This window comes from Anaerosporobacter faecicola (assembly GCF_012070565.1).
Classification (GTDB): domain Bacteria; phylum Bacillota; class Clostridia; order Lachnospirales; family Lachnospiraceae; genus Anaerosporobacter; species Anaerosporobacter faecicola.
The window spans coordinates 58,151-73,975 of the sequence record NZ_JAAQRO010000040.1; the positions used below are offsets into that span (position 1 = coordinate 58,151).

Sequence of the window (15,825 nt, forward strand, 5' to 3'; positions counted from 1 at the left end):
GTACTGAGGTTATATTGCATGTCTGTTTCAAAGGCTTCTTCTTATAGTGCGTCATAATGCATACGAATTTTCTCATATGATGTGCTACATTTCACACGATATCATGTCGTTAAATTGGTGTCATTATTTCATTTGATCTGTCAAAGAACACACAAAAAATCCTTGATTTTAGGGGCTCTTTGGAGATAATTATCTATAATTAGCAGGCCAAGAAACATAATGAAATATTATCTTTCAAAATTGCTAGATTTGGGATGAAAAACCTTGAAAAATCAAGGAGTGTCAAGTGTGTGATTTACTCCATATTTGGTGGTTTACACCAATATTACACCACTTGTATGAAGAGTAGCATGTAAGAGAAGAACGAAATTGTTGGTGAAAAACGAGAGATAATCCATCACCTATGAAAATAAATGATACAGTTTTTCCATTTCTCGTACTTTGATGTCCTGTGTTACATGCGTATATAGATTCATTGTTAGATTAATATTGCTGTGCCCTAGTAATTCTTGCACGGTTTTAGGAGCCAGGCCACTCTCAAAGGCTCTTGTTGCAAAGGAATGTCGTAAGGTATGCGGCGTGATCTTTTCAAAAAGATTGGGCTCTCTACTTTCGTATAGTGCTTGTTGACATTCAATCCGATTGATTTTCTTGGTGATTGCGTTCAAACATTTGACGATATAGACTTCCTGAATCGGCGTTCCATTCTTTGTGGTAAATACCAGATTACCCATACTAGAGAGAGGAGTCCAAAAGGGACCTCTTGCAATTCGTAAACGTTGTTGAAATTGTTGCTGCTCTCTTAGCACTTCTACTAGCGCGGGGATCAAAGGGACAATACGTTTACTAGTACGGCTCTTTGGTGTTTGGAACTGAAAGCAGAAATGCCCTGTTTTTCGACTCTTCATATAGAGAAGCGTACGTGAGATGGATATGATATTATGGTCAAAATCAATATCCTCCCATTGCAGTCCTAGTAATTCGCCAATTCGTAATCCTGTACCAAGAGCAACTTTTAAAAGTGATTCGTAATAATTTCCCCGAATCTGTTCTAGGAAAATCTCTTGTTCTGTAGCTGTAAGAACGCGTGGTTCCTTCTTATCCTCTCGGGGAATTTCAACTCCTATACAAGGATTTTTCATTAGAATTTCATTCTTAAGCGCGAGCTTGAATATGTTAAACAAAACGGCATGAACAATCTGGATTGTGCCAACACTTAAGCCATTCTTCTGAAGATCGTTGTAGAGTTTTTGAATCTGTATGGTACGGATCTCCTTTAATTGTCGATTCCCAAGAGAATGTTGAATATAGCGTTCATAGCTGGTGGTATAAAGGAGTATGGTTGAGTTCTTTACGACGATACTTTTGTATTCCTCTAACCAGGTTTGGTACCAGTTGTTTAGAGTAACCTGTCCACCGGTACAATAGGTACCGTGTTCTGCTTCGTATTTGGCATCAGCTAAGCGTTTTTTTAAGGTTCGAAGGTTCTTGTCATACAGCGTATAGCGCTTACCATGACTGGTGAATCGACCTTGATAACGCCCATCTTTTCTTTGGGTAATACCTGGAGGAAGTGGCTGTTTATTGACCAAGCCGTTAGAATTCCCCGTTATTTCTTGTAAACATTCTTCGGACATAAAAATAACCTCCAATCAAAATTAATGGTAGATTACTGTTAGAATGCCCAATTTCTTTGTGATTTATAGGTGGTAGTGTAACCGAATCTGCTCGTTAAGTTCTAAAAACGATTACATAAAAGTAACATATCATTGATAAGAAAAATTTGCAACTAATTTGACACCATTTTTGACACCATTTTTGACACCATAATAAAAAAGACTATACGAACACATCTAAAATCAATATTTCCTGTACCAATGCAAATCAGGAAAAAGTCTTCTTTAAAATATTAGGATGTTTTTTATAAGTATGGTATTATGGTCAATATCCATGTTGATGAGGAATTTTAATGTTAAATTTAATAATCGAATACAGAGAGATTAGATATAAAGGAATGAAAATTAATAATCAAAATAGGGAATGAAATGATCAATTAAGGAAAGAGGATGAAATAATGAAAAAAAATAAACCAATGAAGAAGTATAAACCAACGAAAAAGCATATCCGACAATACATATGCATAGTAGGAGCAATTCTATGGATGGGAGTTATATTTTCCTTTTCAGCTAGAAATGGAAGTACCTCCACAGGGGATAGTAACCAGGTCGGAATCTTATTGGGAAAAATGGTTGTTCCAAATTTTGAGAATTGGTCTATGGAAAAGCAACAGAATTTTGCTGAGAAAGTAGACTATCCAATCAGAAAAACAGCCCATGCAATGGAGTATGCTGTTTTAGGTGGTTTTTTAGCAGGGGCTGTTTGGAACCGTAGAAAGAAAGGTTGGAATGTAGTGATTCCTTGGGGGATTGGTACACTTTATGCTGCAACAGATGAAACCCATCAGTTGTTTGTACCTGGTAGGAGTGGTCAGGTATCCGATGTAATCTTGGACAGTGCAGGTGTTTTGATTGGAGTCGGTCTAATCTGTATAATTTTAAATGTCATTGTCAATGACAAAAAGTGTAAATGATGCAAAAACACAAGGAGTCGATACGATTGTGGCATATGTGGGTAAGATTAAGGTGGAATTCCAAGTGGAAGTGAAGAAAAGCATATCTTGACGCCTCCTGGATTAGAAGGTAGAATGAAACCAGAATGCATTGGATAGGAGACGAAATATATGCTGTATCAAAAGTATCTGAAACGAATATGTGACTGGTTATTATCAACAGTAGCCATTCTACTTTTATCATGGTTATTGCTCATACTTGCAATCGTGATCAAGACAACTTCAAAAGGCCCTGTATTTTTTCGACAGAAAAGAGTGGGAAAGGATAAAACGTATTTTCAGATACTAAAATTTCGTACAATGCGTGTGGATACACCAAAAGATATGCCGACACATTTACTTACGAATCCGGACCAATACATAACACCAATTGGAAAATTCCTTCGTAAGACAAGCTTAGATGAACTACCTCAGTTGTTTAATATCTTCTGTGGGCAAATGGCAATTGTTGGACCAAGACCTGCATTATGGAACCAAGAGGATCTGATTGCAGAGAGAGAGCGATATCATGCCAATGGAGTACGACCAGGTTTGACGGGTTTGGCACAAGTAAGTGGTCGTGATGAGCTCGCTATTCCAGTTAAGGCAAGATACGATGGAGAGTATGTTAAGAAGATCACATTCCTAGGGGACTGTTCACTGATTCTGCGGACAGTTTCGTCAGTTGTCAGACATGATGGTGTAAAAGAAGGCGGAACAGGTGCTGCAGGAGAGTTTGCAGCGACGAAGGAAGAAGAGAAAGAAAATGTATAAATTGACAATTCGGAATATTGACGCAGTGAAAATTCTATTGTAGACTTAATTCATTCAGAGAATGATGTTAGAACATGAGGGGATGGTAAATTATTAAATCTCTGATAATAAGGATAAATAAAGAACAATAATATACGAATGAATAAAGAATAGGATAAGTACGGAATATGAGTCAATATGTCAGCCAGGTCACGCGTTGTTTTTTTGTCGTTGCTCTACTAGAAATGATTATTGGAGTAAATGGAAGATTACTTATAATAGCTGAAATACCCATACGTTACATATTGTGGTTAATAATAGCATTAGGTTTAGTAACAGAATGTATGATTGTATATATAGAGGAAAAAAAGGAACAGAAACTCAGAAATTGGGAAATGCTACGGAAAGAGTGGAAAAGTATTTCGGTTTTTGATAAAATGTTACTTCTTTTCCTCTTTCTTAATCTACTTTGGGTTTTTATTATCCCTATTTACACAAAGTCATCAATCCTACATGCAATGATGCAAATTCGGTATTTTATAATTTTGGCTTTATATTTCCCAATGGGGTATTTGATGAAGCGAGATAGAATACCCTGGGGATTTTATCAGAAGTGTGCCTTATATGCCACGATCGGTTTGATTGGAATACACCTGTTTCTTTATGTTGGAGAGAGTATTCAAAGAAAATTGGATCCTAGTATCAAATTTGTAGAACGTTTATTTGATATCTGGAGAAAGATTGTGGCGGGGAATTGCTATTTTAGTCCGGTTATTATGCCGAAATATTCTGTAAGAATAATTTATACATTTAGCTTTATGTTATTTTTGGGTTTTTATTTTGCACTAAAAGCAAGAAAAAAGTGGCTTACCCGATTGTTGTCAGCAGCAACCATGCTCGCCTTACTGACAACAGGAACGAGAACATTAATTTTAGCACCTTTTGTGGGAATTATTGTGTGTTTTTTGGGTAGTTTCGTACGAAATGTAGACAAAAGAATTCGAAAACAACAACTACACAATATTATATTCTTGATAGGGATAACGGTGATATTTGATTTCGTGTGTTTTGATGGGAGAATGGGAACTCGATTTAAAAGCAGTTTCCAAGTATCAGAGGAAGTTTTGGAGAATGGTGAAATGCATGAAATTGTATATGATGATATTACGTATACAAAAGAAAAGGAAGTTGCAGGTACGGTTAATTCTAACACAACAAGAATACTGCAACTAAGGGATATCATAGAAAAATTCAAAAAGAGACCTTTGTTTGGTTATGGTTATGGAAACCTTGGAGTTGGAGGAGAAAATGAACTTGCATATTTTGATTTACAGGCACCCACTTTATTGATTCAGACTGGAATTGCTGGTGTAATGATCTGGTTCGGTTATCTATTTTTTCTGTTTGGACATGTGCTGATACAGATAAAAAGAGGAAGATTCAAATGTCTTGCATTTTTATTTATAATTGGAGCGGTATCATTTTGTTCATTATTATGCTATGTTTTGCAATCAATGACCATGCTGATGATTCTATTTTGCTTTTTAGATTATAAATATATAGTTGAAAAAAGCAAATTAATCGGAGAAGAAGTGGAATATGGATAAAAAAGGTTGCTATTTGTAATACGAGAGATTAAAATAAGAAATGATGTATAGAAATGAGGTTCAATATGGATAGTAAGAAGATTTTATTAATTGGTGCGAATAGTTACATTGCAAGATCCTTTGAAAAATACTGTAAAGAAATGAACCATACATTTTTGTATATTGATAAAGTTCGAGCTTCCAATGAGCAATGGAAAACGGTATCGTACAAAGAATACGATAGTGTCATTATGTTTGCTGCTATCGTTCATAGAAAAGAACGTCCAGAAATGGAGAGACTTTACATGGAGGTAAATTGTAATCTACCAGTTCATATAGCCAAAGAAGCAAAAAAAGCAGGAGTGAAACAATTTATATTCTTAAGTACGGCAGCAGTATATGGTTCTACTTATACTAGAATAACAAAAGATTCAAAACCAAAGCCAGAGACTATGTATGGGAGAAGCAAATACCAAGCAGAACAAGAATTATTAGAATTACAAGATGCGATGTTTCGTATAGCAATTGTCCGTCCGCCTAAAGTATATGGAGAAGGCTGTAAAGGTAATTTTGTACGATTAAATCAATTAGCAAAGTATACAATTCTATTTCCTAAGGTACATAATAAGCAGAGTATGATACATGTAGACAAGTTATCAGAGTGTTTATTAACGATTGTATCGAATGAGAAAAAAGGATTCTTTTGGCCTCAGGATGATACCTATATGGATCTTGCACAGTACGTAGTGGAAACAAGAAAAAGAGATGGGAAAAAAACCATACTCGTACCAGGATTTGCAAAGCTAATTCGATTTTTAGCAAAACATATTTCGGTTTTTCGAAAAATGTTTGGAGATTTGTATTATGATCGAACCTTGTATTAAAGGGCAAATTTAGGGGAATTCGGTATTTCCATAAGTGAAAGAGGACAAAATTCATGGTATTTGTTTTAAAACCATGAAAAGAAATCCAATATCATATAAATATAGTAGAATTCGACATAATTTTGTCATATAGAATAGGTATACTACAGGTATTATCTTTTCATGATGGAGAGTATAGATGAAGAAATTTGTGTTATTAGTGTCAACTGTTAGTGGATTTGTTCCTCAATTTGAGATGAATAATGTTAAGATTTTGCAGGAGATGGGCTATGAAGTTCATTATGCTGCTAATTTTCATATGCCTGTGTATACAATTGATGAACATATTTTTGAAGAAAATCATATTGTTAAGCATCAGATTGATTTTGTTCGATCTCCTTTTCGTGTGGATAAGAACATAAAAGCTTATAAACAATTAACACAATTACTAAAACAGTATTCTTTTGAATTAATTCATTGTCATACCCCGATGGGGGGTGTATTAGCCAGATTGGCAGCAAGAAAATCCAAAGAAACGAAAGTAGTGTATACAGCACATGGATTTCATTTCTTTCGTGGAGCTCCCTGTCTTAACTGGCTATTGTTTTATCCGGTAGAACGATTGCTTGCAAGGTATACGGATTGTCTGATAACGATTAACGAGGAAGATTATCGAAGAGCAAAACAGTTCAAGATAAGAAAAGATGGCCTTGTTAGAAAGATTAATGGAGTTGGCATTGCAATAGAAGGTTATAAGGATAATTCCATAAATCCAATAAAACTAAGAAAACAATTTAAGATAAAAGAAGATAGCTATTTGCTAATTAGTGTTGGTGAATTAACAAAGCGAAAAAACCATGCAGTTGTGATTCAAGCAATGAAAAACCTGCGTGATAAAAATATACAGTATTTGATCTGTGGTTCAGGTGAAAAAGAAGAAGAAATTCGCACGCTTATAAAAAAATTGCATTTGGAGGAAAAAGTTCTGCTTGCAGGATATTGTGTCAATATAAAAGAAATCCTTGCTTGTGCAGATTGCTTTGTTTTCCCATCTTTGCAAGAAGGTTTACCTGTTGCACTGATGGAAGCTATGGCAGCTGGATTGCCTGTGATTTGTTCAGATATTAGAGGGAACAGAGATTTGATCAAGAATGGAAAAGGAGGGTTTTTAGTAGGGAAAAAAGATGCAGAGGCATTTTCGAATTACATAAATAAGATTTATGAGAAGAACCAAAAAAAGAAAAGCTCTGAATATGGAAAAGTTAATCAGGATATGATCAAGAAATACCAAATAAGCTATGTTGATAAACAAATGCGAATAATATATGAGAATATATTATCAAAACAAGTATAATCAAAAATAGTTAAGTCAATATATATCAGAATGAAAAAGAGAAATAAAGAGGATAACGATGAAACGGACAAAGATGAATTTAAAAAAAGGTTGTATAACCGCTGTGGTGCTCTATGTATTATTAATTACCATATTTTATTTTGTAGCGGGTGAACAATTATATTTTCGAGAATCAGATTATGAAATTAAAAGTGTAGCAGGCGATATTGCTACTCCAGAAGTAACCACTGATTTTACTGTAAAAGAGACATTTTTATGTCGAATGAATCGAATTAATGGAATAACGCTACAATTGGCAACCTTAGCAAGAATGAATACAGGAAATGTTATTATTTCAGTAAATGATGAAACAGTAGGAAAAGTACTCTGGGAAACGGTTGTTGATGTGTCAACATTAACAGATAGTGTAGTAACAGAATGGAAGTTTGATCAGGCATATGAAGATGTTTTTAAACATACTTTAGCAATTGTAATTCGTACAGAAGACGGACAAGCTGGAAATGCCATTGCTCCATGGTATCTTACAACTGAGAATAAAGAAGATATGCAGTTGTATTTTAATAATGAGCCTGTAGATGGAACATTATGTTTTAGCGTTTTTGGAGATGATGCCGTATGGACAGGTCCTCATTATTGGTTGATCATGGGTGCTGTAGGCATTTTACTAGTGTTATATTGTATGTTGTTACTTTATAAAGAAAAGAATAACAAAAAAAGTTTGGGCTTATATATTATCCATGTACTAAAGAAATATCGTTTTTTAATAAAGCAATTGGTTTCTAGAGATTTTAAAATTAAGTATAAGCGTTCCGTTTTAGGAATGTTTTGGAGTTTTTTCAATCCATTATTAACAATGATCGTTCAGTATTTTGTATTCTCAACAATCTTTAAAGCAGAGATTGCTTACTATCCTGTATATTTGTTAGCAGGTATTGTATTATATGGTTTCTTTTCAGAAGCAACTGGTAATTGTGTAGGGGCAATTGTTGGAAACGCATCATTAATCAAAAAAGTTTACATGCCAAAATATATTTATCCGGTTTCAAAGGTATTCTCTTCAGCAGTGAATCTTGTGATTACCTTATTACCATTGCTTATTGTAGCAATCATTACGAAGGTACCAATCACAAAAGCAGTTGTAATTGTACCATTTGTATTAATCTGTTTAGTTGTGTTCAGTATTGGTATTGGATTTATCTTATCAGCTGGCATGGTATTCTTCCGTGATATTCAATTTATCTGGAGTGTTGTAAGTATGGTTTGGATGTACGGTACACCAATTTTCTATCCAGAAAGTATCTTACCAAAAGAAATTCAACCATTCTTACAATATAATCCATTATATTGCTATATTCAGTTCTTCCGAACATTGATTATTGATGGGATTTCGCCTGAACCAATGATGTATGTGAAATGTGTTGCCTTTTCGTTGTTATCATTGATCATTGGAGTTGTAATATTTAGAAAGGGCCAGGATAAATTTATCTTGTATCTATAGGTGATATAAATGAGTAATATAAAAAACATGATTGAAGTAGAAGATGTTTCCATTAAGTTTCGGATGTCTTCTGATAAAATATTGTCATTAAAGGAATTTGTAATAGCGAAAGTTTCAAAACGAATGAATTATAATGAATTTTGGGCACTTAATAAGGTACATGTAACGGTGAAAAAAGGAGAAGTACTAGGAATCATTGGTCACAATGGGGCTGGAAAAAGTACTTTGTTAAAAGTAATATCAGGTATCATGAAACCTACATCAGGTAAGGTTAGCCTCTATGGTAATGTTGTTCCTATGTTGGAGCTCGGTTCTGGTTTTGATATGGAGCTGTCTGGAAAAGAAAATATTTTCTTAAATGGTGCTATATTAGGATATGAGGAAGAATTTCTACATGAGAAGTATGATGAAATTCTGGAGTTCTCAGAGTTGGGAGAATTTATTAATACACCATTAAGAAATTATTCCTCTGGTATGGTAATGCGTCTTGCTTTTTCCATTGCAACAGTGGTTAATCCGGAAATCCTAATTGTAGATGAAATACTAGCGGTTGGTGATGCAGACTTTCAAAAAAAGAGTAAGAAGCGAATGCAGGAATTAATGAGTGGTGGAACAACAGTAATCTTTGTATCTCATACACTTTCTCAAATTAGAGAATTGTGCAACAATGTGTTATGGTTAGAACATGGGGAAGTACAGATGTATGGTGATGCCGAGGAGGTTTGTGATGCCTACAGTGGAAAAAGTTAGTGTTGTCATTCCTGTCTATAACAGTGAAAGGTACTTAATTCCATGCATTGAAAGTGTGATCAAGCAAACATATAAACAGTTGGATATACTTTTGATCGATGATGGCTCACAAGATGGTTCTGTTAGGATCCTTGATGCATATGTAAAGAAAGATACGCGGATACGTGTGATTAAGAGGACAAATCATGGAGTGTCGGCAACAAGAAACCTAGGTATTGCAGAAGCAATGGGAGAATATATTTTGTTTGTGGATGCAGACGATGAGATTTTGCAGGATTCCATCAGACGTTTGGTACAAAAGCAGCAGAAATATCAAGTAGATATTGTATTTGGTATGCATTGCTATGGATATGAGAAGCGTGTCCTTAAACGCGTTCCCCGTATAGCGGAAGGTTGCTACAGATATGTGGATCTAAAAGATAGCATGATAGATGATGGTACAATGACAGGAATTTTGTTTGGAAGTGTAGCGGGGAACCTATATCGACGGGAGTTTTTAGAAAAGAATCACATTCAATTTGAGGAAACGGTTCGTATCAATGAAGATGGTTTGTTTAACCTGGATTGTTTACGTGCGGACGCAGCGATATATCAATATTGTGAAAAACCCACTTATCTATATCGCCAGTGGAAAAGTGGGAAGAAAAAGGATTATGAAGGAATACGACAATCCTTTGTAATCTGTGATCAAGAATTAGAGAAAAGGAACTTTCCGTTTGTAGAAGATGAAGTTTTGCAACAACAAAAAGAATGGCGAAAAATTACGGAAACATTCCAAGTGTCATTGGCAATTTGTGAAAGTATGAACTATTGGAAAGCAAAGAAATTACTAAAAGAAATTTGGAATGCCAATGAGATTGCTAATTGTAAAGAGAAAAAATCAGACCGAATGAATCGATATAAATCCATATTATATCAATTTATGACTAGTAAGAACTACTTCGGTTTTTATATGATAATATGTTATGCCTATCCATTATTAAAGCGGTTGATCAGCAGATAAGGAGTACTATGAAGATAATATCAATCATCATACCAATGTATAATTCAGAAAAATTCATAGATAAATGTCTACAATCTTTACTTGTTCCAAAAGAGTATTTAGAGAAACTCGATATTGTAGTTGTAAATGACGGGTCAACAGATGGAAGTCAAAAAATAGTAGAGAAGTATGTGGAACAATATCCAGATAGCATACAACTTCTTAATAAGAAAAATGGAGGACATGGTTCGGCAATTAATGCCGGGCTTACGTTATGCAAGGGAAAATATCTTAAAGTACTGGATGCAGATGATTGGGTGGAAACAATAGGTCTCGAACAAGTAGTAATGAAGTTAGAAAAATACGATGTGGATCTGGTTGCTACAAATTATAAGACATATCATGTTGTGACAAAAGAATCATGTCTACATAAAGGAAATCAGGAAGAAGATTTTATAGTAAATATGAATGATGTTCTGCAACAATGGAAGCAGGTCAAAGGTATCTTTTGTATTCATGGATTGATCTTCCAGACTTCCTTTTATAAAGGTATAAATAAACAGTTACCAGAAAACGTATTTTATGATGATGCCTATTATTATACAGTAATGGCATGTTTCGCGAAGAAGCTACTACTGTTACCGAATGTAATAACAGTTTATCGAATTGGTGATGTAAGTCAAAGTGTATCCGCAGAGAGTAGGATACGAAGAGTAAAACAACATGAGGCAGTAATTCAAGCGATTCTACGGGAAAAAGAACAAGTGGAAACATTTTCTGAGGATGCAAGAGAATACTGGTTACGAAAAGTAGAGACTACGATATGTGATTATTATGTTACAACTCTACTGCGTTTTCGCAAGAGAAAAGAAGGACGAGCTCTTTCAAAAGAGCTGAAGGCTTATATCAAAGAATTTGATTATGAGCTAGATCAACGTCTTAAAAAAAGATATTTCATATTGAAACTCTTACATGTATTTCATATACGAGAGTATCATTTTGAACGATTGGTTGCTTCCACATTATATAAAAAGTTACGAAAAGGGTAGAAAATGGTGATTGAATAATGCATTTACTGAAATTTCTATTATATTGGATAAAAATCATACTGGAACAGGTTATCGTACTTCCAATCGCTTTTCTTATATATATTTTATGTTTTCGAAAAAGAGGAAGGTACAATATAGTAATCTGTGAACATATTGGAGATATGTTGTTTACTTTAGGCTACCTTAACGCATTTGGGAAAGAAAAAAATTCTATTCCTCTTCATGTAATAACAACAAAAAAATGGTTGGAACTTGTTACATTATATCCTAATGCCTATGATTCCATCCAGGTGGTAAAACATTGGCAATTAAAAGTATTCTTATTATTGGATCATTACCAAGTAGGACAGGTATTGCTGAAAAAGTGTAACGATATAACAGTAGTAGATCCAGGTAATAATTTTACCCAAGGGTATGAATTCGCTAGGAGATTTCCAGAAGCAAATTTGAAGGATTGTATAAAATATGGAATACTTCATTTGGATTCTGATGCGGAATTTGAAACTCCTGTAAAAGATATATTGACAAATAATAGAGAGAATGAAACAAAGAAAAGAATATTACTTTGCCCATATGCTTCCGTAACGAATGAAATTGATAAATCCATCTATGAAATGATTGTAAAAGAATATACAGCGAAAGGATACCAGTTATTTACCAATGTAACGGGAAACCAATCCGTAATTGAGGGAACAGAGCCGATAACGAGTAGCCTTAGGGAACTCTATACTATAGGAGACTCTTTTGCATGTGTTATTGGTCTGCGTAGTGGCATATTAGATCTACTATCTTTTTGTAAATGTCCAATTGTAGCAATTTATCCTTATGCCAATCCATTGGTAGCATTTTTTAATCTGAAGAAGACAAATCCAAAGAATAAACAAATTTTTCAATATAGATTAACAGAGGATTTAGGAAAAGATCAAATAGAAATTATGACAATACTTAATGAGTTAATATAGAGAAGGAGTGACAAAATGAACGTTGATTATGTTATTGTACAAGCAGGTGGGAAGGGGACCCGAATGGAATACCTTACACAAAACAAACCAAAGGCGTTAGTTCCTATTAATAATTTACCAATGTTATTTCATCTATTTCGTAAATACCCTGAGAAAAAGTATGTAGTGATTGGTGATTATAAATACGATGTTCTTGAACGGTATTTGAAAGCATTTGCAGATGTAGAGTACAAATTAGTGAATGCAAGTGGAAAAACAGGAACATGTGCAGGTATTCAGGAAGCAATGGAATATATACCAGAGGAACAAGCATTCATGTTAATCTGGAGCGACTTAATCTTACCTGAAGAATATACAATGCCAACAGAACAAGCAAATTATATAGGTATAGCAAAAGATTTCCGTTGTAGATGGAAATACGAAAATGAAATCTTTTCAGAAGAACCAAGTGAAGAACATGGTGTTGCAGGACATTTTATTTTTGAACATAAAGGTGTAATAAAGGAATTACCAGAGTCAGGAGAATTGGTTCGATGGTTAAGTACAAAAGACATTTCATTCACGGAACTTCCTCTCTATCATACAAAAGAATACGGTTTATTATCGGAGTATGAAAAATTACAAAGACAAAAGTGCAGACCATTTAATCGACTTGTTATCGAAGGGGATACCATCATTAAAGAAGGAATTGATTCCCAAGGAAGAATGCTTGCTGTTCGAGAGAAAGCTTGGTATGAAAAATTAATGAGCAAAAACTTTAAAAATATTCCAAAAATCTATTCCCTTGACCCATTGAAAATGGAGCGTATTGATGGAAAAAACATCTATGAATACCGTGATGTAGAACCAAATAGAAAGAAAGAAATTCTGAAACAAGTCATTGACTGTTTACATAGTGTGCAAAATATGGAGACAGTACCGTCAGATTATGAAAGCTATGTAGAAGCATATATAACGAAGACCTATGACCGTCTGAAGAAAGTACGTGATTTGGTACCATTTGCGAATGATGAGTATGTAACCATCAATGGTCGAAAATGCAGAAATGTATTCTATCACCAAGAAAAATTGAAGGAAAGGGTTGATCAGTATTTTCCAAAAGAATTCAAACTATTACACGGGGATTGTACCTTTAGTAATATGTTGCTGAAAGAAGAATCCACTCCAATGTTGATTGATCCAAGAGGATACTTTGGCAAGACGGAATTCTATGGTGATCCAGCATATGATTGGGTAAAATTATATTATTCTATTGTAGGAAATTATGATCAATTTAATTTGAAGAGATTTCACTTAACAATAGAAGAAGACCAAGTGGAATTACACATTGAATCCAATAACTGGGAGGACATGGAGCCTTATTTCTTTGAGCTTTTAAAAGATGAGGTTACTTCAGAACAGATTAAATTACTTCATGCAATCATTTGGTTATCACTGACTACATATGCATGGGAAGATTATGATTCCATCTGTGGAGCGTTTTATAATGGACTATATTATTTGGAGGAAGCACTATGATCACATATTTTGAAAATATATTAGAAACATTAAATGAATCCGTACATTCATTAGATGAAAAGGCATTTACCAAATTGGTAGATGAATCAATAGAAACGTTAGAAAAAGGTAATAAAATTGTAGTAAGCGGTCTAGGAAAGAATGTACCTGTATGTGATAAATTCGTTGGTACGATGAATTCTTTAGGTCAAAATGCATGTTTTATGAATACAAATTCAGCTGTACACGGTGATATTGGTATGGTAAAAGAAAATGATCTTGTTATCATTCTGACAAAGAGTGGTGAGACAGCAGAATCCATTTATCTAACCGACTTATTAAAGAAACGTAATGCTAATCTATGGTTACTCTCTTTTGAGCAGGAATCAACATTGCAAAGAGAAATTGGAAAATGCATTATTCTAGATTTGCCTAACGAAGGTGACCAATGGAACATTGTACCGAATAATTCAACAACAGTTAATTTGATTGTTCTACAAGGATTAGCAATGCAAATCGTAAAACGTAGAGGAGTTACATTAGAAGATTTTAAAAAGAACCACCCAGGCGGTCATATAGGAGTACAATTAAAAAATGTGTAATCAAAAGAAGAAAACAACAATGTCACCATTGAATAAAACATGGATTCTCGATCTAGATGGAACGATCGTTAAGCATAATGGATACAAGATTGATGGAAAGGATAGTTTTTTAGAAGGGGCACAAGATTTCCTATTATCAATTCCTGAAGGAGATATGATCGTGTTCTTAACATCACGTACTACGGAATATGCACAATTAACAGAAGATTTTTTGCATGAAGCAGGAATCTATTATAATCACATAATTTATAATGCTCCATATGGAGAACGTATATTAATGAATGATGATAAAATGTCCGGTTTACCAATGGCTTATGCATTTCGTACCGCAAGGGATCAGTTCCCTGCGGTGGAGATTGAGATTGATAGGAGTTTGTAGAACAAAGGGAAGGAGAACATTATACATAATGATGTATAATTAGAGAACGATGTATTTAATAATTGGAGCAAGTGGTTTTCTAGGTTCATATATAATCAAATCCATATTGGAGGAGACGAAAGAATCCGTGATCGCAGTGGCAAGAAATATTGAAGAATCAACGAGTGAAAGAGTTAATTGGATTAAATGTGATATTTCTGTTGAAACAGAGGTTAATGCCTTGTGTGAAGAATTAAAGAAAAAAGAGACGACTTACAATGTAATCTATTTGGCCGCCTATCATCATCCGGATTTGGTGGCAAAGAACCCTAAAATTGCATGGGATGTGAATATAACTGCGTTGGCTCGTTTCTTAAATTGTATGGAAGATGTTCGTTGCTTCTTTTACTCATCAACAGATACAGTGTATGGAAACGGTTCTACAGATGTTCATTTTAAGGAGACAGATGTGGTTGATCCAGTTAATCTATATGGAAAGCATAAGGTGTTAGCAGAACAATTAGTAACAGGGTATGGCTATAATGTAGTAAGATATCCTTTTCTTATTGCACCTAGTTTGGTAAAATCAAAGAAGCACTTCTATGATCAGATTCTTGAAACCATTGAGAAGGGAGATACCATGGAGATGTTTGCTGATTCGTATCGATCAACACTTGATTTTGGTACAGCGGCAAGTTTGCTTGTAAAATCAATCGAACAGTATACAAAAGATTTCCCTAAAATTGTGAATATAGCAGGTGATGATGATCTGTCAAAATATGATGTTGGTTGTATGATTGCAAAGAAACATGGAATATCAACAGATTTAGTGAAACCTATTTCTATGGCAGGAAGCCAAGGAATATTCGGAGTGAAACGTGCACAGTCTGCATTGATGGATAATACGAAAGTAAAAGAAGCATTAGGATTAGCAGAGATAAAGATTAATTTATAAGGTTGGTG

General features: G+C 34.3%; 15 protein-coding genes. 14 read left to right on the forward strand and 1 reads right to left on the reverse strand.

Features of this window, described 5'->3' with window-relative positions; genetic code table 11:
- Nucleotides 1-401: 401 nt before the first annotated feature.
- Complete coding sequence (locus HBB17_RS16690) at nucleotides 402-1,637, reverse strand: tyrosine-type recombinase/integrase (protein WP_167958629.1); 1,236 nt, start codon at nucleotides 1,635-1,637, stop codon at nucleotides 402-404.
- A gap of 437 nt (nucleotides 1,638-2,074) precedes the next feature.
- Between HBB17_RS16690 and HBB17_RS16695 the strand changes: the two genes are divergently transcribed.
- From HBB17_RS16695 to HBB17_RS16760, 14 genes are all read left to right on the forward strand, one after another.
- Nucleotides 2,075-2,590 (forward strand): VanZ family protein, encoded by a 516-nt coding sequence (locus tag HBB17_RS16695; protein WP_238483781.1) that lies wholly within the window; start codon nucleotides 2,075-2,077, stop codon nucleotides 2,588-2,590.
- Nucleotides 2,591-2,740: 150 nt separating this feature from the next.
- On the forward strand, nucleotides 2,741-3,382 hold the full coding sequence (locus HBB17_RS16700; protein ID WP_167958630.1) for a sugar transferase: 642 nt from the start codon (nucleotides 2,741-2,743) through the stop codon (nucleotides 3,380-3,382).
- 554 nt (nucleotides 3,383-3,936) lie between these two features.
- Nucleotides 3,937-4,968 (forward strand): O-antigen ligase family protein, encoded by a 1,032-nt coding sequence (locus HBB17_RS16705; protein WP_167958631.1) that lies wholly within the window; start codon nucleotides 3,937-3,939, stop codon nucleotides 4,966-4,968.
- A 65-nt stretch (nucleotides 4,969-5,033) separates the two neighbouring features.
- Nucleotides 5,034-5,831, forward strand: coding sequence for an NAD-dependent epimerase/dehydratase family protein (locus HBB17_RS16710; protein WP_167958632.1), 798 nt, complete (start codon nucleotides 5,034-5,036; stop codon nucleotides 5,829-5,831).
- A 178-nt stretch (nucleotides 5,832-6,009) separates the two neighbouring features.
- Nucleotides 6,010-7,164, forward strand: a complete 1,155-nt coding sequence (locus HBB17_RS16715) for a glycosyltransferase family 4 protein (protein WP_167958633.1) — start codon at nucleotides 6,010-6,012, stop codon at nucleotides 7,162-7,164.
- A 58-nt stretch (nucleotides 7,165-7,222) separates the two neighbouring features.
- Nucleotides 7,223-8,662 (forward strand): ABC transporter permease, encoded by a 1,440-nt coding sequence (locus HBB17_RS20515; protein ID WP_167958634.1) that lies wholly within the window; start codon nucleotides 7,223-7,225, stop codon nucleotides 8,660-8,662.
- A gap of 9 nt (nucleotides 8,663-8,671) precedes the next feature.
- Nucleotides 8,672-9,412, forward strand: coding sequence for an ABC transporter ATP-binding protein (locus tag HBB17_RS16725; protein WP_167958635.1), 741 nt, complete (start codon nucleotides 8,672-8,674; stop codon nucleotides 9,410-9,412).
- Nucleotides 9,390-10,415 (forward strand): glycosyltransferase family 2 protein, encoded by a 1,026-nt coding sequence (locus HBB17_RS16730; protein WP_167958636.1) that lies wholly within the window; start codon nucleotides 9,390-9,392, stop codon nucleotides 10,413-10,415. The genes HBB17_RS16725 and HBB17_RS16730 overlap by 23 nt, the downstream gene beginning before the upstream one ends.
- 8 nt (nucleotides 10,416-10,423) lie before the next feature.
- On the forward strand, nucleotides 10,424-11,443 hold the full coding sequence (locus HBB17_RS16735) for a glycosyltransferase family 2 protein (protein ID WP_167958637.1): 1,020 nt from the start codon (nucleotides 10,424-10,426) through the stop codon (nucleotides 11,441-11,443).
- Nucleotides 11,444-11,460: 17 nt separating this feature from the next.
- Nucleotides 11,461-12,405 (forward strand): hypothetical protein, encoded by a 945-nt coding sequence (locus HBB17_RS16740; protein WP_167958638.1) that lies wholly within the window; start codon nucleotides 11,461-11,463, stop codon nucleotides 12,403-12,405.
- A 15-nt stretch (nucleotides 12,406-12,420) separates the two neighbouring features.
- The gene (locus HBB17_RS16745; RefSeq protein WP_167958639.1) at nucleotides 12,421-13,923 is read left to right on the forward strand and encodes an NTP transferase domain-containing protein; all 1,503 of its coding nucleotides are present in this window, start codon (nucleotides 12,421-12,423) and stop codon (nucleotides 13,921-13,923) included.
- On the forward strand, nucleotides 13,920-14,504 hold the full coding sequence (locus HBB17_RS16750; RefSeq protein ID WP_167958640.1) for an SIS domain-containing protein: 585 nt from the start codon (nucleotides 13,920-13,922) through the stop codon (nucleotides 14,502-14,504). Before HBB17_RS16745 ends, HBB17_RS16750 begins: the two co-directional genes overlap by 4 nt.
- The gene (locus HBB17_RS16755) at nucleotides 14,497-14,883 is read left to right on the forward strand and encodes an HAD family hydrolase (protein WP_167958641.1); all 387 of its coding nucleotides are present in this window, start codon (nucleotides 14,497-14,499) and stop codon (nucleotides 14,881-14,883) included. The genes HBB17_RS16750 and HBB17_RS16755 overlap by 8 nt, the downstream gene beginning before the upstream one ends.
- 49 nt (nucleotides 14,884-14,932) lie before the next feature.
- A complete protein-coding gene (locus HBB17_RS16760) occupies nucleotides 14,933-15,817 on the forward strand; it encodes a sugar nucleotide-binding protein (RefSeq protein ID WP_167958642.1) in 885 nt (294 codons plus the stop codon).
- Nucleotides 15,818-15,825 lie beyond the last annotated feature (8 nt).